General features: G+C 45.0%; 12 protein-coding genes. 10 read left to right on the top strand and 2 right to left on the bottom strand.

The genetic code is table 11. The features are described from left to right. Window positions 1-112: 112 nt before the first annotated feature. From LAY41_RS12285 to LAY41_RS12275, 3 genes are all read left to right on the top strand, one after another. Window positions 113-424 carry a hypothetical protein gene (locus LAY41_RS12285; protein ID WP_249097832.1) on the top strand — a complete coding sequence of 104 codons (312 nt, stop codon included), beginning with the start codon at window positions 113-115 and terminating at the stop codon, window positions 422-424. Between the two features lie 459 nt (window positions 425-883). Continuing rightward, on the top strand, window positions 884-2,020 hold the full coding sequence (locus tag LAY41_RS12280; RefSeq protein WP_249097830.1) for an ATP-binding protein: 1,137 nt from the start codon (window positions 884-886) through the stop codon (window positions 2,018-2,020). After that, a complete protein-coding gene (locus LAY41_RS12275) occupies window positions 2,013-2,681 on the top strand; it encodes a nucleotidyltransferase family protein (RefSeq protein WP_249097828.1) in 669 nt (222 codons plus the stop codon). The genes LAY41_RS12280 and LAY41_RS12275 overlap by 8 nt, the downstream gene beginning before the upstream one ends. A gap of 17 nt (window positions 2,682-2,698) precedes the next feature. Here the strand turns inward: LAY41_RS12275 and LAY41_RS12270 are convergent, their stop codons facing one another. Together LAY41_RS12270 and LAY41_RS12265 are read right to left on the bottom strand one after the other, a co-directional pair. Next, a complete protein-coding gene (locus tag LAY41_RS12270) occupies window positions 2,699-4,555 on the bottom strand; it encodes a two-component system response regulator (protein ID WP_249097825.1) in 1,857 nt (618 codons plus the stop codon). Between the two features lie 26 nt (window positions 4,556-4,581). Further along, window positions 4,582-7,524, bottom strand: a complete 2,943-nt coding sequence (locus LAY41_RS12265) for a response regulator (RefSeq protein WP_249097822.1) — start codon at window positions 7,522-7,524, stop codon at window positions 4,582-4,584. A 203-nt stretch (window positions 7,525-7,727) separates the two neighbouring features. On the opposite strand from LAY41_RS12265, the gene LAY41_RS12260 reads away from it, so the two are divergent. The 7 genes from LAY41_RS12260 to LAY41_RS12230 all read left to right on the top strand — a co-directional run bounded on the left by LAY41_RS12260 (window position 7,728) and on the right by LAY41_RS12230 (window position 23,706). After that, on the top strand, window positions 7,728-8,366 hold the full coding sequence (locus tag LAY41_RS12260; protein WP_249097819.1) for a PDC sensor domain-containing protein: 639 nt from the start codon (window positions 7,728-7,730) through the stop codon (window positions 8,364-8,366). Beyond that, window positions 8,335-10,281 carry a hybrid sensor histidine kinase/response regulator gene (locus LAY41_RS12255; protein WP_249097816.1) on the top strand — a complete coding sequence of 649 codons (1,947 nt, stop codon included), beginning with the start codon at window positions 8,335-8,337 and terminating at the stop codon, window positions 10,279-10,281. Before LAY41_RS12260 ends, LAY41_RS12255 begins: the two co-directional genes overlap by 32 nt. Further along, window positions 10,238-11,020, top strand: a complete 783-nt coding sequence (locus LAY41_RS12250) for a response regulator (RefSeq protein ID WP_420840317.1) — start codon at window positions 10,238-10,240, stop codon at window positions 11,018-11,020. The genes LAY41_RS12255 and LAY41_RS12250 overlap by 44 nt, the downstream gene beginning before the upstream one ends. Next, window positions 10,990-14,037, top strand: coding sequence for a PAS domain S-box protein (locus LAY41_RS12245; RefSeq protein ID WP_249097815.1), 3,048 nt, complete (start codon window positions 10,990-10,992; stop codon window positions 14,035-14,037). Before LAY41_RS12250 ends, LAY41_RS12245 begins: the two co-directional genes overlap by 31 nt. 28 nt (window positions 14,038-14,065) lie before the next feature. After that, window positions 14,066-14,698, top strand: a complete 633-nt coding sequence (locus tag LAY41_RS12240) for a response regulator (RefSeq protein WP_249097813.1) — start codon at window positions 14,066-14,068, stop codon at window positions 14,696-14,698. 257 nt (window positions 14,699-14,955) lie between these two features. Then, window positions 14,956-16,860 carry a diguanylate cyclase gene (locus LAY41_RS12235; protein ID WP_249097811.1) on the top strand — a complete coding sequence of 635 codons (1,905 nt, stop codon included), beginning with the start codon at window positions 14,956-14,958 and terminating at the stop codon, window positions 16,858-16,860. Between the two features lie 129 nt (window positions 16,861-16,989). Then, on the top strand, window positions 16,990-23,706 hold the full coding sequence (locus LAY41_RS12230; RefSeq protein WP_249097809.1) for a PAS domain S-box protein: 6,717 nt from the start codon (window positions 16,990-16,992) through the stop codon (window positions 23,704-23,706). The last annotated feature ends 76 nt before the right edge of the window (window positions 23,707-23,782 follow it).

Genomic DNA, 23,782 nt, shown 5'->3' with positions numbered 1-23,782 from the left:
GGGTTTTGGTTAGACACCCCAGAAACCCGGTTTCTTTGAGAAACCGGGTTTCTAGCGCCATTGCATCATCCCCCCAAAAAATAGCCGCGCTTTCCACTGGGAAAAACACGGATTGTGCTTTAATTGGTTTGACAGGTTTGTTGCAACTGTTAGCCTAAGCCTTCTGTTGGTGAATCAGTTTAGCTTGTTGGGTTATGCTTTTACTGTCGCTTTTTGTTGCTCTTTGCGCTTGAGCATTGAACCAGCACCAATTGCACCAAATGCCAACAGACCTAGTATTGACAAATGTAAATTATGTGCATACCCCGGTCAGGTGAATGTCACCCGAACCGGGGTACTGTCAGTAGACGTGCTGTACGTGAGGAGCGATCGCATTTCCGTGGTACGTAGAAGCGTAGCAGTTATGTTACATTCACCGAAGTAGATGCGATCGCTTCCCCTCTGACTTTTCGTACGCTTGCTCGTACCACCTCCTTGTCCTCCTATAAGCGGGTAGTACGAGCGCAGCGCTTCTGGCATTGAAACCGAGTAAGTACAATTCTGAGTTAGAGAATATGCTAAAGTCTGACGGCATAAGACACTCTGGACTTACGCATTAGCCCCCCTAACCCCCCAAATCTGGGGGGAACAGGAGCTTACTCCCCCCAGATTTGGGGGCAGGGGGGCGAAACAAGAAATATTGCGTAAGTCCTGACACACTAGAGAGTAGGGGTGCGTGTGCTATAGCTTCAGGTCTGGTAAGCGCGATCGCGTAGTTGGCAGACTGGTTAGCATTCCTAGAAACAATATTGACGATGACAAGCCCGAATATTGGCTACAAAATACAGATAATAATCGAAAAAATATAGTGTGATTTCCAGCTATTATCAGCCTTGCCCATAGAATGAGTAAAAATTTAACCCAGCCATCTAAAGGTAACATTCTTGTAGTTGACGATCAGCCAAATAATCTGCGCGTTTTATCTTCCATGCTCACAAAGCATGGATACCACGTTCGCAAAGCATTAAACGGGCAAATAGCTGTGAGTGCGTGTCAAACAGTCTTACCGGATTTGATATTACTCGATATTATGATGCCAAATATGGATGGTTATGAAGTTTGTCAAGTCCTGAAAGCAGATGAAAAAACTCGCGAAGTGCCGGTGATTTTTATCAGCGCTCTTGATGATGTGTTGGACAAAGTGAAAGCTTTTAGGGTTGGTGGCATAGACTACATAACCAAGCCATTTCAAATTGAAGAAGTTTTGGTTCGCGTTACTAATCAACTGACTATCCAGCAGCAGCATCGCCAACTCACCGAGCAAAATGCAAAATTGCAAAAATTGAACGAAGAACTAGCCTGTTCCAATGCCGAATTAGAACAATTCGCCTACATCGCCTCCCACGATTTACAATCACCCCTACAAGCGATCGTAGGCTACGCCCGTATTTTAAGCTGGAAATACGAAAAAAATCTCGATGACGACGCTAAGCGATACATTGAGCGAATTGTAAATGCAGGATGGCGAATGACGCAACTAATTGAGGACTTGCTAGCCTATTCGAGGGTAGGAACGCGCACTGAAGAGTTTAATCCAACTGATTGCAAAACTGTGTTAGAAGAAGCGCTGGGTAATTTGCGCGAGGAGATTTCCTCAAGCGGTGCAAGCATTACCCATTCGGATCTGCCAACAATAAGGGCCGATCGCACTCAACTGATGCGCCTATTCCAAAACTTGATTAGCAATTCCATTAAGTTTCGCCGTCCCGAAGTTCCGCCCTCGATCGAAATAACGGCACAACCAAAAAACAACGATGAATGGCTAATAGCAGTTCGTGACAATGGCATAGGAATAGAAACCGAAAACTTTGAGCGCATTTTTGAGATTTTTCAACGCCTGCACTCCTATAATGACTACCCCGGTACTGGTATCGGGATGAGCATCTGCAAGAAGATTGTTGAACGCCACGGAGGTCGCATTTGGGTAGAATCTCAGATCGAAGTGGGAACAACTTTTTACTTCACGATTCCTAATGTTTGATGCTATAATTTTTGAATTATGTTATAAAAACCTAAAGTTGAACCGCACTCAACTAGAGCCGAATTTAAAAATGCAAAGACTTTTAGAACTGGATCTTTTCTTTATGCAACAGGGCAAAGTTTACCAAACACTACGAAAACTAGCACAAGCGCTTGAATCGGCTGGAATTGATTACTGTATTATTGGTGGAATGGCTTTAGTTATACACGGTTACGTTCGCGCAACTCAAGATGTAGATATACTGCTAAGCTCGTCAGGACTCGAAGCATTTTGTCGTTTTCTAGTAGGCAGAGGATTTGTTCCTTCTTTTCCAGGTGCAAGTCGGAGTTTTCGAGATACAGTCACCAACGTAACTGTAGAAATTTTAATAACAGGCGAATTTCCAGGAGATGGCAAACCAAAGTCTGTTTCTTTTCCCAATCCGGCTACAGTCACTGTAGATAGGGAGGGCATAAAAGTGATTGCCATAAACAAATTGATTGAACTCAAATTAGCATCTGGAATGTCTGCGCCTGACAGATTAAAAGACTTGGCAGATGTCCTAGAATTGATTCGAGAATTGCAACTGCCTGCTAATCTTACAGAAGAACTTGACGAATCAGTTCAAGCAAAATACAACGAACTCTGGACAGCAGTAGAACAAGCCAAAGGGTATAGCTAGGGTAGGGTTTACCGATATCAATACAGGGGATCTGCTGCGAGCAAGTCTACTACCAATTTGCTATCCAATGGTTTTGAGAACAAGTATCCCTGACCGAAGCCACAGTTTAGCGTTCTGAGTTTGGCTAGCTGTTGGGGGGTTTCGACGCCTTCTGCGATCGCACTCATACCCAGCGTATGAGCAATGCTGATAATAACCGGAACAAGCCCCAAACTTTCAGGATTATTATCTATAGGGTTAATGAAAGAGCGGTCAATTTTCAGGGTATCAACAGGCAGACGATTTAAATAACTCAGAGAGGAATAACCAGTTCCGAAATCATCAATACTCAACTGAATTTGACGGTTTCTAAGTTCTTGGAGAATCCCCGTAACCGAGCCATCTTTGTCCATTATTGCACTTTCAGTAATTTCTAGTTTTAAACTTTGGGGACTTAGTTGAGTTTCGTGAAGAATTTGGTCGATATGAGCGATCAAATTGGGTTGTGAGAATTCCGGTACAGAAAGATTGACGCTCATAGTTAGATGGTCTTGAGCAAGTTTTTGTTCTTGCCAAATGCGTAGCTGCTGGCAAGCTGACCGCATTACCCAAGTGCCAATAGAAGTAATCAAACCCGTTTCTTCTGCCACAGGAATGAAGTCCCCTGGAGAAACAAAACCGCGAGTAGGATGCTGCCAGCGTACTAGAGCTTCAAACCCAGCAATTTTGCCCGTGGCAAGTGCTACGATCGGCTGATAATACACGACAAATTCTTGCCGTTCGATCGCCCTGCGAAGGTCAGTTTCTAGCTGTAAAAGCTCAAGTGCTTCCTGGTGCATGGTTGGGTCAAAAACGTGATACCGGGCTTTCCCCGATGCCTTAGCGCGATACATTGCCGTATCGGCGTCCCGCAGTAAATGTTCTGGCTGGTTATACCGAATATTTCCCAGTACAATGCCAATACTAGCAGTCATAAATACCTCGCGTTTATCCAAATAGAAAGGGCGAGATAGTTCCCCAAGAATTCGCTCTGCGATCTCGGTAACGCTGCTGGCATCTTTGATATCTTCTACCAGAAGAGTGAACTCATCGCCACCTAACCTCGCGAAGGTATCAACTGGTTTGAGGAATGCTTGCAATCGATTAGCGATCGCAGTCAGCAATTCGTCTCCTACTAAATGACCGAGAGAATCATTGACGATTTTAAAGCGATCGCAATCTAAAAACAGAACGGCAAACTGATAAATTGACTGTTCCTTAGCACGCTTAAGAGCCTGTTTCAAACGCTCCATAAACAAAGCCCGGTTGGGCAAACCAGTCAGGGGGTCGTGCAGCGCTATATGCAAAAGTTGCTTTTCGAGCAGCTTGCGTTCGGCAATTTCCTGCTGAAGTTCTTGATTTGCTAATTCTAGTTCAAAAGAGCGCTCTTTGAGCTGATTGGTGCGCTCTTTAACCTTAAATTCAAGTTCTGCGTTCAGTTGGAGAATTTTAACTTCTGCTGTCTTTAGAGCCAGTTGATTTTTAACGCGCATTAAAACTTCTTCAAACTGAAACGGTTTGGTGATGTAATCTACACCCCCAACACTAAAAGCTCTTACCTTGTCTAACACCTCATCTAGAGCGCTCAAAAAAATCACCGGAATTTCGTTAGTTTGCGGATCGGCTTTAAGTATTTGGCAAACCTCGTAGCCATTCATGTGCGGCATCATGATGTCGAGCAAAATCAAATCCGGTGCTTTTGCCCTAGCTGCCTTCAATGCCGTCTGCCCGTTCATTACGCAGCGAACTTTATAGCCCTGATCTATCAACAGTTCGGATAAGAGGTGTAGATTCTCTGGCGTGTCGTCAACAAGTAGAATATTGCCTTTTGGTGTAGATGCTCGAGCGCTAATCATTTTATGATATACCTTTTACCTGTTATTTATTTGATAATTTGTTCTGTTACATCGGTAATTTTTTCAAATTGAAAGCTATTAACCAAATCCGTCAAAGCCTTAAACAGCATAGCATTTGAATTTGTAATTTGCTCGGCAAGGCTGAAAATAAACTCGCCATCTGCCTCGATCGCAGCTTGATGTAAAGCCGCGACCCACTCAGCAGACATATCTTGGAAGGATGAAACAGCGAGGATGTAGGGCGAACTTCCTGAAAGGTAGGATAAATCTGCTGTTTGGTCTTCTGCAATCTGCTTTTTGTCTGACAAAGACTCTTCATAAAGATACCGTACCCCTAGATATTGAGCTATCTTTTCAAAGATTATCTCCTCTCGGAAAGGCTTGCGGATGAAGTCATCGCAGCCTGCTGATAAAACAGACCTTCGTTGCTCTTCAAAAGCACTGGTAGTTAGGGCGACAATCGGTGTCGCCTGACCTTTCGATTGCGCTTTGATACGTTTGGTGGCTTCATATCCGTCCATACTCGGCATCTGCATATCCATAAAAATTAGGTGGGGTGACCAGCTTGACCACAGGGAAATTGCTTCATAACCGTTGGCGGCTTCGCGCACGAAGAAGCCAACCGACGCCAGCAGTTTGACTAATAGGATGCGGCTGACTTTGACATCTTCAACTACCAAGATGCGATATTCAGGTTGGTTGAGCGCTAAGCCAATTACCTTGCGGGTTTCCTGAATCGTCTGAACTTCGTGGAATTGAGCTAAACCGCTCTGGATATTAAATGTAAATTTTGTTCCTATACCCACTACACTGCTAACAGTGATATCTCCTCCCATAAGTTGCACAAATTTTTGGCTGATGGCTAAACCCAATCCAGTTCCTTGTTGAGACTTTCGACCAGTTTCTGTTTGTCCAAAGGCTTGAAATAACTTGTTTATCTCTTCTGGGGCAATACCGAAGCCAGTATCTTCTACTTCAAACAAAATTGTTATTTGTCCTTTGTCATCGGTCATTTGTGCAAATTCTTTTACTAATGACGAAGGACTAATGACCAATGACACGCGAAGCGTTACACTACCTGCTTCGGTAAATTTGATGGCATTCCCCAACAGGTTAATCAAAACTTGTCGCAATTTAATTTCGTCGGTTCGCACATATTGAGGAAGGTCTGGGGCATATTCAATTAGGAGTTTTAAGCCTTTATTTGAGGCTTTCAATTGCAACATTTCTGACAGGATGTTAAGCAGGCGAATTAAGTCAAAGGTTTTTTCATTTAAGGTTGTCCTGCCAGCTTCTATTTTGGACATTTCTAAAATGTCGTTGATTAATGATAGCAAATGCTCGCCACTGCGATTGATGATTCTCAGATGTTCTTGCTGCTCTGAGTTGAGGGATGAATCGCGGTTCATTATTTGCGTAAAGCCCAGGATAGCATTCAGTGGCGTCCGCAATTCGTGGCTCATATTGGCGAGGAATTCGCTCTTGGCGCGATTGGCGGCATCGGCAGCTTCTTTGGCTTTTTGCAGTACTTCTTCTGCCTGCTTGCGCTCTGTGATGTTTAGTCCAGCACCACGGAAACCGACAACATTACTGTTACAGTCCAACAGTGGAATTCCACTTATTTCTTCCCAAATTATCTTCCCTCTGGGGGTGATATGACGGTGTTCTACTTTAAAGGTGCTTTTTGTTCTAGCGGCGTCGCGCAATATATTGTCAACTTTTTCTTTGTCTTCTTGAGGCATGAATTCAAGCGGCGCACGTCCGATTAATTGTGGCGGTGCATATTTTTTAATCGATTTGACTCGATCGGTAACGAAGGTGTAGATGGCGTTGATATCCATTTCCCAGAGATATTCTCCCACTGCTTCGGACACATCGCGAAAACGCTGTTCGCTTTGCCGCAGTTTTTCTTCTGCCTGTTTGCGATCGGCAATTTCAGTTTTGGCTTGTTCAAACAGGGTGCATTGCTGGATGGCGATCGCCAGTTGCACGCATAACTGTTGGAGGGATTCTATCTCTGATAAGTGCCACTCCCTTTCGCCTTGACAGTTGTGGGCAATTAGCAGTCCCCATAACCGATTTTGGATAAAGGATTTTGAATTTACGATTGTTTCTTCCGCATACAGGATGGGGACTACTAGGTTAGCTTTCACCTCAAATGTACTGAGCAGATCTAAGTGGCACGGATCGAGATCGGATTTTTGAATATCTGCGATCGCTGCGATGCGACCTTGCTGATATAGGGGGACATAGGTGTTGATAAAGCAATTGTCTTTAATCTCAGTTGCCAAAGTAGATGTCCACCCCTCGCCTACCGACTCGACAGCTACAACCCCACTCCAATCGGGGTTAAAGCGATAAATGATTGTCCGGTCAGTTGACAAAAACTCTCGCACTTCCCGCACAGCAGTTGTGAGGACTTCCTCCAGATTGAGAGAGGAACGAATGCGTTCCAGAATTGCCCCCACGAGCTGCGATCGCTTTAATTGCTGCCGCAAGGCCATTTCTGCCTCCCGGCGCACCCGAATTTCTTGTTGCAGCAGTGCGTTTTGCTCTGCAAGTTGTTTTTGCAGCTTCTGCAAGCGGAATTGATTTTCGACGCGAGCCAAAACCTCTTCAACTTGAAACGGTTTGGTGATATAGTCTACTCCGCCAATAGCAAAAGCTTTCACTTTATCTAGCGCTTCATACAAAGCACTAATAAAAATAATGGGTATATCGCGAGTTAGTTCATCTGCTTTTAGCCGCTTGCCGACTTCATAGCCATCCATTTCAGGCATCATTATATCTAGCAAAATCAAGTCTGGCGGACACAACCGGGCTGTGGACAGAGCCATCGTTCCTTTGGGTACGCATCGGACTCTATAGCCTCGATCGGTTAGTATATTTGATAGCAGGCGCAAGTTATGCAGGGTATCATCAACAATTAGAATATTGTAATTCTTTGACTCGTCTGGAAGGCTGTTCATACTAATCTGGTGATAATTTACACTTAGAATTTTCAAAAGGTATATTTGAAATCCAATTATAGCAGTCAATCGTGAGGGCGATCGCCATCTTGTCAAATTATAGGTAAAATGCTATAATAACATTCATAAATCGCCGATCGAATCTTATGTATTCGAGATATTAAATAATTAATAATTATAAAAAAACCAGAACGATCGGCCCTATGTCCATCAAATCTCTCAATCGCTTAGTTGCCAAAATTTCTGGAAAAGTCCCCCTCCGCACCGTCCTGATTGTCCCCTTTATGCTGCAAATCTTTGCCGCCGTGGGATTGACGGGATATCTCTCATTTAGAAACGGACAAGAGGCAGTCAGCGATCTTGTCACCAAGTTGCAAAGCGGAATTAATGCTCGTGTTGCAGACAAAATCAAAACTTACCTAGAAGTACCAAATTCGATCAATAAAAGCAATAGCAGAGCATTTGGGCGCGGTTTTTGGCGTTTCAACGATTTTACTAGCCAGGAACGTCAATTATGGGACGAAACCCAGCTAAGTTCTTGGTCTCCCATGACTATAATCGGATTTGGTACGGCATTAGGAGGACATAGGGCTGTTGAACGTCTTGGCGATGGTACTTTTGTAATTCGAGCAGCGAAAGATGGCGGGGGGCCATATACTACATATACCATAGACGATCGAGGTAATCCAACTAAAGTCATTAGCATTTCCAATTATTTTGATTCTCGGCAGCGACCCTGGTATCAAGTGGCGGTGCAAGCAAAAGGTTCGGCTTGGACTTCCATCTATACCACACATTTACACTGGAGAGTTGCTGTTAGCTCTTGCGGAACCAATCTATGAGGAAAAGACTGGTAAGCTGCTGGGAGTAACTTATGTTATCCGTACTATTGACGAAATAAGTAAATTCCTGAGAACCATTGAAATAAGTCGTTCAGGACAAGTCTTTATTATAGAGCGTGATGGGTCGCTGGTCGCGAACTCAAACAAAGAAAAAGCTTATATTAAAAGCTCTACCATTAAAGATCAAAAACGGCTTTTGGCAACAGATAGCAGTAATCAATTAGTCCGATTCACAGCCAAATATTTAAGCTCGCGCTTTGGTAATTTCAGTAAAATTGACAGCACGCAACAACTTTATTTCATGCTTGATGGCAAGCGCCAATTTGTGCAAGTTTTGCCATTCCACGATAGTCGAGGTCTTAATTGGTTGATTGTCGCGATCGTACCAGAATCCGACTTCATGGAGCAAATCAACGCTAACACCAGAACTACAATTATGCTGTGCCTAGTAGCCTTAATTGTAGCTACATTTGTTGGCATTATTACAGATCGCTGGGTAACACAACCAATTCGGCGCTTAAATGCTGCCGCTACAGCTCTGTATGAGGGAAAATTAGAGGATACATTAGAGGTAGAACGCAGCGATGAACTGGGAAATCTGACTCGCGCTTTTAACCAGATGGCTATTCAGTTAAAAGAGTCCTTTGCCGCTTTAGAAAATGCCAATTCCGAACTAGAAAAAAAAGTCAACGAACGCACTGCCCAGTTACAAAAAGCCAAGTCAGCTGCCGATGCTGCCAACCAAGCTAAAAGCGAATTTTTAGCCAATATGAGCCACGAATTGAGAACGCCGCTCAACGCCATTCTTGGCTTTGCACAATTGATGAACAGCGCCGGAAGCTTGACTCTAGAACAAGAGCAAAATCTCGGCATTATTAGCCGCAGCGGGGAACACCTGCTTAGGCTAATCAATCAAGTGCTAGAATTATCTAAAATTGAAGCCGGTCGCATTACGCTTAATGAAGAAAATTTTGACCTTTATTGCCTGCTTGAGGATCTAGAAGATATGTTTCGTCTCAAAGCAGAGGATAAAGATTTGCAGTTGATATTCGAGCGATCGCCGACTGTCCCACAATACCTGCGAACCGATGAAGTCAAGTTACGTCAAGTCTTGATTAACCTGCTTAATAATGCGATTAAATTTACTGATTTTGGGGGTGTGTCTTTAAAAGTAAAAAGTAAAAAGGCAGATTTTTTTCTTTTTACTTTTGAAGTGGAAGACACAGGCCCAGGTATCGCCCCGGAGGAACTAAACAACCTCTTTAAAGCTTTTGTGCAGACCAAAACCGGCAAAACCAGCCATCAGGGAACTGGTTTGGGCTTGGCGATTAGCCGCCAATTTGTGAAACTGATGAAGGGTGAAATAACTGTCAGCAGTGAGGTGGGCAAAGGTACTATTTTCAAGTTTGACATTGCGATCGCGCAAGTTGATGCCACCGACATCAAAAGCAAACAGTCTCCGCGTCGAGTCATTGCCTTAGAACCCAACCAACCCAGCTATCGCATCCTGATTGTAGATGACCGATGGGAAAATCGCCATCTGCTGTATAAAATGTTGCAGCCGCTTGGCTTTGACCTCCAAGAAGCCAGCAACGGTCTTGAGGCGATCGAAATCTGGTCGAGTTGGCGTCCGCATTTAATCTGGATGGACATGAGGATGCCGGTGATGGATGGCTACGAAGCCACCAAGCACATCAAAACCCACACCAAAGGACAGGCTACCGCCATTATTGCCCTAACTGCCAGCGTTTTTGAGGAAGAAAAAGCTGTTGTCCTCTCAGCGGGTTGCGATGATTTTTTACGCAAACCATTCCGCGAAGCAGACATTTTTGAAGTCATGCACAAACATCTAGGCGTGCATTATATCTACGATGAACCGACAGACTCAGTTGCTTCAACTCAAAAAGAGGGTTGATGATACCACTGCCAACTTACAACTTTTAGTCAATATGTTGACTCAAAAAGGATATAAAGTCCGCCCAGCAATTAATGGCAAACTGGCGCTATCATCGGCGCAGACAGCCCCACCAGATCTGATTTTGCTGGACATCATCATGCCTAACATGGATGGATACCAGGTTTGCGAACATCTCAAAGCAGATGAACGAACTCGCGATGTACCTATTATTTTTATCAGCGCTATTAATGAAGTCTTAGATAAGGTAAAAGCTTTTACGCTTGGCGGAGTAGACTACATTACCAAACCATTTCAATTTGAAGAAGTTTTAGTGCGGGTCGAAACACACTTAACTTTGCGAAATCTCCAAAAGAGTATCAAAGCAAAAAATGACCTTTTGGAAAAAACTTTACAACAACTCCAAGACACTCAAAAACATCTAATCGAGTCTGAAAAAATGGCCGCTTTGGGCAACTTGGTTGCTGGTGTAGCTCACGAAATTAACACTCCCGTAGGTATCAGCGTAACGGCGGCATCTACATTAGCTGAAGATACCAAAGAATTTTACCGAATTTACAAAAGCAACCAAATGAAACGCACCGATTTGGAGACATTTTTAGATACGGCAATAGAAAGTAGTACTATGATTTTAGCTAACCTCAGACGTGCTGCTGACCTGATCGTCAGTTTTAAACAAGTAGCGGTAGATCAATCTAAGGAAATCCGATGCAAACAGCTAATCACCCCAAAATTTTAATAGTTGACGACCAACCGACTAACCTCAAAATTCTGTTCGATTTTTTGCAAGAAGAGGGTTTTCAAGTCTTGATAGCGAAGTCGGGAGAAAGTGCCTTAAAAAAACTGGAAAAAATTTTACCAGACTTGATTTTACTAGATATAATGATGCCGAATATAGACGGATTTGAAATTTGCCGCCGCTTGAAAGCTAAGCCAGAGACTCAAGATATTCCGGTAATTTTTATGACGGCTCTTGCGGATGGGGTGGATAAAGTCAAAGGGTTGAATGTGGGTGGAGTAGATTATATCACAAAACCTATTTTAAAACAAGAAGTTTTAGCCCGTATTAATGTACATTTAAAATTGCGATCGGTGATGCGGCAACTGCAAGAAAAAAATCAATTATTAGAACAGGAGATTGGCGAACGCATCATCGCAGAGAAGGCCCTTAGAGAAAGCGAACAACGCTTCCGCCAGATGGCTAACTGCATTAGCGAATGCTTCTGGATCGCAGATATCCAGATGAGCCAGCTTCTTTACGTCAATCCGGCTTACGAACAAATCTGGGGTCGGAGTTGCGAAAGTGCCTACCAAGAAAGAAATAGCTGGCTCTTTGCTGTCCATCCAGAAGACCAGCAGCAGATTCAAAATTCCAGGGAGCGTCTGTTCCAAGGCGAAGGTATCGAGCAGGAATATCGCGTTATCCGTCCCGATGGCTCAATGGTCTGGATACTCGATCGCACTTTTCCCATCTGGAACGAGTCTGGAGAGATATACCGCTTGGCGGGAATCGCCATTAATATTACCCAGCGCAAACAGGCAGAAGAAGCTTTACGAGAAAGCGAACAACGCTTCCGAGCAATCTTTGAGCAAGCAGCTGTGGCGAGTTCGATATCGGCACCATCGGGTCAGCTTCTCCGAGTCAACCAAAAGCTTTGCGACTTTTTGGGATACACCGAGTCAGAACTGTTGTCGAAGACTTTCCAAGAGCTCACCCACCCAGACGACCTAGAGATGGATCTCAGATATTATCGTCAAGTGTTAACTGGCAAGATTCAAACCTACTCCCTAGAAAAGCGCTACATTCGCAAAGATCGTCGCCTGCGATGGGGAAATCTAACGGTGTCGGGAGTGCTAGACGGGGATGGGGCCATGACCTATCTCATAACTGCGCTTGAGGATATCCAAGAGCGCAAACACGCCGAAAAACAACTGCAATATCGGCTACTGCTAGAAACAGCTTTGGCGGAGGTATCGAGAGAACTTGCCATCAACGAAGCTGCCGATATCGATCGAGTCATGGGAATTCTAGGAGTCGCAGTTGGTGCCAATCACACCTATCTCACCCGTTTCCGTGGCAACAGCACCATAGCTGATATGGTCTATGAATGGTGCGACAGTCAAACTCAACCGCAGATAGAAAATTTTCAAAATGTAGACTCTTCTCTATTCCCTTGGTGGCTGGAAAAATATCTAAAAAATGAAAATGCAGTCATCTCCGATGTTGATGCACTCCCAGAAGCAGCGGAACTTGAAAAAAACCTGCTGAAGTCGCTCGGTGTCTGCTCTGTGCTGGCCGTTCCCATCAACAACCAGTCCGGTCAACCCTGGGGAACTATCGGGTTTGAAAATTTTGGAGAAAATCGCAAAGATTGGTCCGAAGAAGATGTTCAACTGCTGCGAATCGTCGGCGAAATGATCTATAGCTACTGTACACGATCGCAAGCCGTAGCAGAGAAACTCCGTCAAGCCCAATACCAGCAATTATTAGCATCTCTGACTCTGAAAATCCGCGAGTCGTTGTCAATTGAAGAAATTCTCCAAACAACCGTCACGCAAGTTCAAACTACCCTCAATGCCGATCGCGTTTTGTTCTTTCGTCTATTGCCAGAACAGAGGGGAAAAGTTGTTAATGAAGCGGTTGTTTACGGCTTTCCAATTATGCTGTATCGGGTGATAGAAGATGAGGCTTTATTCAATGAATACTTTGAAAAATATCAGCAGGGGGGCATTCACGTTTGTCCTGATGTTGAATCGGCTGGCTTCACCTCTTGCTATCTGGATTTTCTCCAGGGGTATCAGATTCGCTCCAATCTAATTGTGCCTATTCTGGTTCGCAATCAAGTGAATTTGGCCTATAAGCACGACACACAAGATGCAGAATCGACAGCGAATTACCAATCTCAAGCACCAGTGAAACTGTGGGGTTTGCTCTGCGTTCAGCAATGTGGTGAAACAAGGCAATGGACGGATTTGGAAATTGAACTTTTGCAACAATTAGCCAACCAATTAGGCATAGCTCTATATCAAGCTCAGTTACTAGAAAACAAAACCCGCTACTCCCAAGAACTCGCTCGTTCTAATGCCGAACTCGAACAGTTTGCTTATGTCGCTTCCCACGATTTGCAAGCGCCTTTAGGAACTATTGCCAGCTACGCTGAACTTTTAGAAGAACGTTACAAAGATCGACTTGATGCCAAAGCCAATAACTATATCGACAAAATCGTGAGCGGAGTTATCCGAATGCAAAGGCTGATTGACGACTTGCTTTTGTATTCGCGGGTTGGTAGGAGTCAGAAGCCTTTTGAGCCTTGTGACTGCAATCTTGTGTTTGAGGAAGCTTGCGCCAATCTCCAAGCAACCATCCGCAAAAGTCAAGCTTCTGTGACAAAGAGCGAACTGCCAGTAGTAATTGCAGATAATTCTCAACTGGTGCAACTTTTTCAAAACTTAATCGGTAATGGGATTAAGTACCGTCGGGAGGAACCGCCGCTGATTCATGTCAGCGCCTCTGCTCAGGAGGATGCGTGGTTGTTCTCTGTGAGTGATAATGGAATTGGTATCGATCCCAAACAGAGCGATCGCATCTTTCAGATTTTTCAGCGCCTGCACACCCAAAAGGAGTACTCTGGCACTGGCATCGGTTTAGCAATTTGTCAAAAGATTGTTGAACGTCACGGCGGGCTTATCTGGGTAGAATCGGCACCAAATCAAGGGTCAACCTTTTATTTTACTCTTTTGAATAGCAACTTGTGAGATCGTTTATATTGACGAGTTTGACATTATGTCATATCAATTTATAAGACTTACCCATTCGATCGCCGCACCTACTTCTGTAGGGATAATTCATGAATTGCCCCTACATCTAGAAGAAAAAGCGCCTTCTTGCGTAAGTCCTGAATTTATTCACCAACAGACTTTCTTACCTTTAGAAATCGCCCTTAATAAGGACAAAGCATATATTAACACAAAAAAATTCACAATGGTGATAGCTAACGATGATGAGAACGCCTGCTTTTTGATCGAGGAAGCGTTGCAAGAAGTTCCCTTAGCTATGAATATCTATTTCGTGGAAGATGGCGAGGAATTGCTAGATTATTTGTACTGTCGCGGTCAATACGCTTCGCCTAATCTTTACCCGCGCCCAGATCTAATTTTGCTAGACCTCAATATGCCCCGCCTTAATGGGCGAGAAGCACTCAAAGAAATCAAGTCCAATCCTAAATGGCGACATATTCCGATCGTTATACTGACAACTTCACGACAGGAAAAAGACATCTTTAACTGCTATAGCTTGGGCGCAAATTCATTTATAGTCAAACCGCTAACTTTTAAAGAATTGGTCAAAGTAATGACTTGTTTATGTCGCTACTGGTTTGAAATTGTCTCGTTACCATCCGATCCCACTTCATTATAAGGAAGCTGTAGAGACGTTTCATGAAACGTCTCTACAATGTTTGAGCCAGAAATTAAAAGGGGGGTAATAAACCCGGATTTCGTATACAGCCATATTCAGGTGAGTGAGGTACAGAGAAACCCGGTAACTTCTGCTCTCACCGGGTTTATGGGGTAAAGTTATGTAATGTTTTTTTAAGATTTTCTTATTTTTATTATTCAACATATATAAATATGTAATTATATTAACACAGTGTCAATTGGCAGTAATTACCGTTAATGGTGAGCCACAATGGCAAAATTAAATTCAAATACATCACTAAAGTTGTGATGATGCCTGACTCTCCCCTTAAAATTCTTTTGGTAGAGGATGACCCCGCAGATGCCGAACTCATAGAAGAACTCTTGGGGTCATTCGGTAATACTCAGTTTCGTCTAAAAGCGGCCCAGCGTCTGGACGAAGGGGTAAAGTATTTGGTTGAAGGTGACTTTGACGTAATTTTATTAGATTTGTCTTTGCCAGACAGCTTTGGACTGGATACTATAAAGAGCGTGAAAGCACAAGCGCCAACTGTTCCTATTGTAGTCTTGACAGGTTTGAATGATGAAAACATGGCGGTTGAGGCGGTAGGCGCTGGAGCGCAGGATTATCTAGTCAAGCGGGGGTTTGAAAGGGAACTGCTAGTGCGTGCGATGCGCTATGCGATCGCGCGTCAGCGAACAGAAGAGGCGCATCGGTTACAGGCAGAACGAGAGCGGCTTTTGGGCCGAATGATCGAGCGCATCCGCTCAAGCATTGACCTAGAAGACATTCTCCAAACAACGGTAACAGAAGTGCGGCAATTTTTGCAGATCGATCGAGTTGTGATTTACCGCTGCCAATCTTCGATCGCAGAATCCCTCTCACAGGCCGACGGTGCAGTCATTGTGGAAGCTGTCGGTTCTGAGAATTGTTGTAGCTGGAACCAAGAGGTTTATGCTACCTTAGCCATGCCCTGTCTTTTACTGGGCGACTCCGAATTTATCCATGCCGTGGAAGATGTTAACACTGCACAATTAGATCCTGAATACATAAAAATCCTGGCAGATTTTCACGTCACAGCTCTTTTGACTTTGCCTATCTTTCAAATTGGGGATTGGAAAATGGAAGAGAACGAGCAAGAAAAGTCAAAAGTCAAAAGTCAAAAGTCAAACGAAAAAAGGGACGAGGAGGACTCCAACTCCCAAGCAACTAATTACGACCAAGAAATTCTTGGTTTGAAGCCCCCGGATTCATCCGTGGGGTCAATCCCAAATCCCAAATCGAACGATATCATCCAATCCAAAATCCTCTCTTGCGAAGGTGGGCATCGTGACGGGAACCAGCGCGAGGTGTTCATGGGGGAAACCCCCAAGACCACACTCGCTTGCCAAGACGCCCACTTCGCGCAAAATCCAAAATCCAAAATCGAACTGTGGGGACTGCTAATGGCGCATCATTGCAGCGGACAGCGTGAGTGGCAGCAGTGGGAGATAGATTTTCTCAAACAACTGGCCGACCAGGTGGCGATCGCAATTCAACAATCCGAACTTTACCGTCAGTTAGAAATAGCCAACCAAAAATTACACCGACTTGCCACCACAGATAGTTTAACCGGAATTGCCAACCGCCGTCGGTTTGATGAAATTATCGATATTGAGTGGCGGCGAGCCGCAAGAGAGCAAATACCGCTGTCAATAATTATGTGCGATATCGACTTTTTCAAACTTTATAACGACAGCTACGGTCATCCCGCTGGCGATAGTTGCTTACAACAAATTGCCCAAGTTATAGTCTCTGCTGGCAAACGTCCAGCCGATTTAGTCGCTCGTTACGGCGGCGAAGAATTTGCTATTATTCTACCTAATACAGATCCTGCCGGTGCCCTCATTGTAGCTCAAGAAATCCGTGCCAAAGTAGAAATGCTCAACTTCCCCCATATGAAATCTCCCGTCAGTCAATACGTCACCATCAGCGTAGGTGTTGCTAGTATCGAGTTTTCCGGCACAACCTGGGAACGTTACTTGCAAAAGTCTCCCTACACCTTAATTCAGGATGCCGATCGAGCGCTCTATCACGCCAAAGCAAAAGGAAGAAATCGCATTTGCCAGAGCTTTTACCTTGAACAGCAGAAAGATCTCACTGTAATCGCTTCGATTCAGTGATGAGATGAATGCGCGGTCATTATGGTCAAGGGTAGTTTTAACGCTTAGCATAAAATTTGAAAGCTAACAAAGAAAGCCAGGGCTTCTTTTGCTTAATCATCAAATAAAAACATTATTAAAAATAGCAAAATGAACTCAGTTCTTCAACCCACCGCCAGAAGCAGTTTTAGAATTCTCCTAGTTGAAGATAATGCTGACGAGGCAGAACTAATTGAAGAATTGCTCTCAGAAAATAGGGCAAACAGAAGTATTTCATTAAGCTGTGTGGATCGCCTGAGCGATGCGCGAGAGCTTTTGAAGTCTGAAAAATTTGATGTCATTTTGCTAGATTTGTCTCTTCCCGACAGCCAAGGATTTGAGACGGTTGCCAAGATAAAACAGTCAGGTCAAAACATTCCCATTGTCGTGCTAACAGCCCGCGCTGATGAAGAATTAGCCCTTCAGACAATCGCGGCTGGCGCACAGGATTACCTAGTAAAAAGAACAATCGATAGCGAACTTTTGATTCGTTCCCTGCGTTATGCGATCGAACGCCAGCACAATCAAGAGGCTTTGCAGCAAAGCGAAGAGAAATATCGCTCCGTAGTAAATAACGTCAAAGAAGTTATTTTCCAAACCGATGCAGAAGGCAATTGGATATTTCTCAATTCGGCTTGGTATGAAATCACGGGATTTTCTGCTTCGGAAAGTTTAGGAACTCCCTTTTTAAATTACATTCATCCCGCCGATCGCCAACATCATCAAAACCAGTTTCGCTGCCTGCTTAAAAGTCAAAAACACGACTGCCGTTATGAAATTCGCCTGTGTACTAAATCGGGAGGATTTCGCTGGATTGAAGTACACCCACATTTAACCAAAACCCCTGACGGCAGGATTTCTGCTACGGCGGGAATGCTCAATGATATCACAGAACAAAAGCTAGCAATTATTACTGTGCGTCAAAGCGAAGCCCGCTTGCGCGAGTACTTCGAGAATTCCCTAGTTGGTATAGCCATTTATGCACCTCCTTTTTCTCAGGGTACGCCGGAGAACGAAGGCTGGATTGAAGTTAACGATGCTTTGTGCAACTTGCTGGGATATTCCAGAGCAGAAATCTGTCAAAAGAATTGGATTGAATGGACGTTTACCGATGACAGAGATGCTGATTTAAACCACTTAGCCCAAATCTTAGGCGGGGCGTGCGATCGCTACGTGATAGACAAACGCTTGCTACGCAAAGACGGTGCGGTAGTTTACACCAGACTCTCTACAAGCTGCATCCGCCACGAGGACGGTACGATCGACCACCTCATAGCAGTATTTTTAGACATTAGCGATCGCTACCGCTACGAGGTGCAGCTGAAAGCCTCCGAAGAGTTTTTGAACCACACTCTGAATGCGATCGCAGATCCAATTTTTGTCAAAGACTCTCACCGTCGTTTTATCATCTTAAACGATGCCTGCTGTCAGTTTATCGGCCAATCCCGCGAAGAGCTACTTGGCAAAACAGACTATGACTTTTTCCCTAAAGAAGAAGCCGATGTTTTTAGAGAAAAAGACGAACAGGTATTTACTTCAGGTCAAGAAAACGAAAATGAAGAAACCCTGACTGACAGTGCTGGTAAACTTAACATCATCTCCACCAAAAAAACCGTCTTTGAGAATGCAGATGGCAATAAAATATTAGTTGGTACAATCAGAGATGTCACAAACTACAAGCGCCTCCTTATAGAGCTACAAGAACTCACTTCCCTCCAGCAAGCAATTTTCAACAGCGCTAATTACGCCATTATTTCCACAGAAATAGATGGCACTATCCATACCTTTAATGCAGCAGCAGAGCGAATGTTGGGATATAGCGCTACTGAAGTTGTCGGCAAAACAACCCCCGGTATCATCCACGATCCAGAAGAAATCGCGCAACGCGCCCAAGAATTATCCCAAGAACTCGGAATTTCCATAGAGCCATCTTTTGAAGTGTTTGTTGCCAAAGCACGGCGGTTCGGGGCAGATGAACGAGAATGGACTTATATCCGCAAAGATGGTTCCCGGTTTCCCGTCTTGCTGTCGGTGACCGCATTGCGGGACCGATCTGGAAATATCACTGGCTTTGTGGGAATTGCTAGCGACATCACCCAACGCAAACAGGCTGAAGTTGCCCTCAAAATCAGCGAACAAAGGTTCCCAAGGTTGGCAGCCAACGTACCGGGAATGATTTATCAATTCCGACTCTCAACCGATGGGCAAATAACTTTCCCTTATGTCTCTTCCGGTTGCCGCGAACTTTTTGAATTGGAACCAGAAGCGATCGTACAAAATTTTGCGGCCCCTTTTGCTGGGGTTCATCAAGATGACCGCGATGGCTTATATGAATCCATTGCGCTCTCAGCAGCCACCCTACAACCGTGGCGATATGAATGGCGGAGCATAACGCCATCCGGTGAGATGAAGTGGTTGAAAGGGGCATCAAGACCGGAAAAAGAAGCTAACGGCGATATTATTTGGGACGGGCTGGTTTTGGATATCACCGAATTAAAACAGACAGAAGAACAACTGCGTCAAAGCGAAGCCACACAAAAAGCGCTGTTGAACGCCATCCCCGACATGATGTTTCGCTGCAAGTCTGATGGCACTTTTGTAGACTTCAAACCGGCTAAAGGCATCAAAACATTAGTGCCGCCCAGCGAATTTATAGGGAAAAAAGTGCAGTCGGTTTTGCCGCCGGAACTAGCTGAAAATATACTCCACGCCTACGATCGGTCCATCAAAACAGGCCAGACCCAAATCATAGAATATCAGCTACCTATCGATGAGCAACTGCACGATTACGAAACTCGGATCGTTAGCAGCGGGTCAGATGAAATTATTGCGATCGTGCGGGACATCACCCAGAGAAAGCGAGCCGCGCAGGAATTAGCCGAACGAGCTATACAGTCCGCTTTGAGGTCTGATATTGGCTTCGCTCTCACTCAGGAGGGAGACTTACCCATCATGCTGCAACGCTCTTGCAGGGCGTTAGTAGAACACTTAAATGTCACCTTTGCCAGGATTTGGACGCTCAACCCAGATGAAAATATGCTCCATTTGCAGGCTTCTGCGGGGATGTACACCCACATCAACGGCCATCACGCTCGCGTGCCAGTGGGCAGCTTCAAGATCGGTTGGATTGCCGCTTCTCGCCAACCGCACCTGACGAACGACGTGCAAAACGACCCCCGCATCAGCAACCCTGAGTGGGCGCGGCGAGAAGCAATGGTGGCTTTTGCTGGCTATCCCCTGATTGTAGAAGACCAACTGGTGGGCGTAATGGCAATATTCGCCCGTCATCCCCTCAGCCAAAATATACTGGATGCTCTGGGGTCGGTTGCCGATCAGGTGGCGTTGGGGATAGAGCGCAAAAAAGCATCAGAATCTTTGCTAGTGAGCGAAGAACGCTTGCAACTGGCCCTAGAAGGCAGCGCTTTGGGACTGTGGGATTGGCATATCAGCACTGGAGTTACCTATTTCGACCCGCAGTGGAAAAGAATGCTGGGGTATGAGATAGGAGAAATAGAGAATAATTACCAATCCTTCGAGCGATTGCTACATCCCGAAGACCTGTCCAAGATGCTGGACATCAAGAGCGACTATCTTCGAGGTGCGATTCCCGCCTACGAAGTGGAATTTCGGATGCTCTCGAAAGATGGCTCCTGGAAGTGGATTCTCTCCCACGGCAAAGTGACCCAACGGGATGAAAACGGCAACCCCCTGCGGATGACGGGGACACACAAAGATATTAGCGATCGCAAACAGGCAGAAGCCGCCCTAATCCGGGTCAAGGCAGCCGTGGAAAGCACCAGCGATGCCATTGGAATGGCAGAGTTGGACGGTAGTGCGATCTACCACAATCAGGCGTTTATTCAGCGCTATGGCTACACTCCCGACGAACTGAACGCCCTGGGGGGGCCACCGGCTATGTACGTCTCGGCTGAAATAGCAAAAGAACTATTCCAAACTATTCAAAGCGGACTTTCTTGGACTGGCGAGGTCGAACTAAAAACCAAGAGTGGCGAAATTGTAACGGCTTGGGTGCGTGCCGACTGCATCCTAGACGACGCGGGCAACCGAATTGGGCTGATTAGCGTCATCACCGACATTACAGAACGCAAGCAAGCCGAATGTAATGCGCGAGAATCCGAACAGCGGATTGCGGAACTATTTATGCGGGAACGACTGGTTTCCACGATCGCCCAGCGAGTTCGTTCCTCTCTTAACCTCACTGTGACACTCAGCACCGTTACAGAAGAAGTGCGGCAATTGCTGTTTACCGATCGCGTAATTATTTACCGCTTTGAACCGGATGGTACCGGAAATGTAGTTGTTGAATCGGTTGGCGAACCTTGGATGTCGCTGTTGGGAATGGATATTCAAGACCACTGCTTTACAGAGCGTTATATTTCTCTATATCGGCAAGGTCGAATCCGAGCAATTGGAGATATTTATAATGGTGATTTAAACCCGTGCCACGTTAATTTACTCGCACAGTTTCAGATTAAAGCTAACTTAGTAGTTCCCATTATCATAGAAGACGGGGGAATCAAGAGCGGGGGAGCGGGGGAACGGGGGAGCGGGGGAGCAGAGGAGCAGGAAAATTCTGCGATCTCCCCCACTCTCCCACTCTCCCACTCCCCCACTCAGCACCCAAGACTCTGGGGACTGCTGATTGCCCACGAATGTCGCGGCACAAGGGCTTGGACCCTATCGGAGATCGACTTATTACAGCAGCTTAGCGTGCAACTGGCGATCGCTATTCAGCAATCCACTCTGTTTGAGCAAGCACAACAAGCACGAGAAGAAGCACTCGAAGCTTCCCGAATGAAGTCGATGTTCCTCGCTAACATGAGTCATGAAATTCGTACTCCCATGAATGGCGTTTTGGGAATGACGGACTTACTTTTGAAAACCCAGCTAACTCCCGAACAACTCGACTTTGTACAAACGTTGAAAGTCAGCGGTCAAACCCTACTAACTCTCATCAACGATATTCTCGACTTCTCTAAACTAGAAGCCGGGGAAATGCGACTGGATAAAGTGGATTTTGACTTGAATCTCTGCCTGGAAGAAGTGCTAGATTTGCTCACCACATCGGCACAGAGCAAAGGCATAGAACTAGCCGCATTAATTGAGAGTGATGTGCCGAGACAAATCAATGGCGACCCAGCCCGTCTGCGCCAAATCTTGATAAATTTGGTAGGCAATGCGCTCAAATTCACCGACGTTGGCGAAGTGGTAATCCACGTAGAGGCGATCGCTAATGAGGAAGCACAATTAGCAAATACTAATTATCTGAAATTCGCAGTGAAGGATACCGGCATTGGGATCGACCCAGAAAGTCAGAAAAAGCTGTTCCAATCTTTCTCCCAAGTCGATGATTCTACCACACGCAAATACGGGGGCACCGGATTGGGATTAGCAATTTGCAAGCAGTTAGTGGAGTTGATGGGAGGCGAAATAGGTGTAAAAAGTACCCTGGGATTAGGTTCGAGTTTTTGGTTTACTATGCCCTTGCAAAAAACAATTTTACCGACTGCCCCCTTGTCGATGATTACTTCACTTTCAGGACTGAAAATGCTGGTAGTGAGTAGCAAACCCACAATTCGTAAAGTGGTGCGTTCTCTGGCAATTTTGTGGGGAATAGAAGTGACGGAAATGGAACGAGCTTGGATGGCAATGATCGCAGTGCGGAATGCCTCAGCTGAGCATCGTCCTTACGATATCGCTCTCATTGATATGCAGCTACCGGAACTAAGCGGTACTATGCTGGAACGCATGATTTACTCAGATCCGTTGATGCAACAAACCCAATGGGTTCTCCTCACTACAGCGAAACAGCGCGAGGAGGCTAAAAACTTAATAGAGCGGGGTTTAGCTGGTTATTTGACTAAACCTGTGAAAGCCTCCCGCTTATTTGACTGCTTGCTGAATGCCGTAAACAGTCAGTCGCCAACATTAAGCAGGCAAGAAGAAGTGACTGCTGAAAACCCACAACTGACCCCTGAGAAAAATTTACGGATTTTATTGGTTGAAGATACCCCAATTAACCAGAAGGTAGGACTGAATCAACTCAAAGTGTTAGGCTATAAGGCGAATTGCGTCAATAACGGTCAAGAGGCACTAGATATTTTGGCATCAGAGCATTATGACATCGTATTAATGGATTGTCAGATGCCTGTGATGGATGGCTATGAAGCGACAAGAGAATTGCGGCGTTTGTACGGCGGACGCTATGTAATAATTGCGATGACGGCAAATGCTTTAGTTGGGGAACGGGAAAAGTGTCTCGGCGCTGGGATGGATGATTATATCAGCAAACCGATCGATCTAAAACAATTGCAAATAATTTTAGAGCGCTGGTCTTCTCAATTGCAAATCAAACGGGAAAGATTAACAATAGAATCAGGTCAGCCTCAAAGTCTTACATACTCAAATTTCAGCTTGATAGGAGAAGTAGAAAATGCCCAAAATATAATTGACGATCGGGCCGGGGATTCGTCATCAATAGAAGTTGTAGATATTGCACGCCTTTCCCAAATCTCTAAAGGAGACGCTGAGTTTCAACAAGAACTGCTACAAGCTTTTGTCGAAGATGCGGAAACTTACATACAAGAAGCCAAACAAGCGATCGTGTCAGGAGATTTTGACACACTCGCTCGTCGCGCTCACCAAATCAAAGGGGGAAGCGCTACAGTGGCTATCCGCTCAATGCCTGAAATTGCACACAAGCTTGAAAGTCAGGCAAAATTAAACAATCTGGAGGGGGCAGATGAAATGATAGCTGAATTAGAAACAATTTTTGCGCGGGTTAAGGAGTTTATAGATAATGGGTAAGGGAGATTTCAGATTTTAGATTTAAAATTTTCCATTTCACAATCACCAATCATCAATCACCAATTTTATATGTGGG

Source organism: Argonema galeatum A003/A1, from assembly GCF_023333595.1.
Lineage (GTDB): Bacteria > Cyanobacteriota > Cyanobacteriia > Cyanobacteriales > Aerosakkonemataceae > Argonema > Argonema galeatum.
This window is presented reverse-complemented; position numbering and strand designations above follow the sequence as displayed.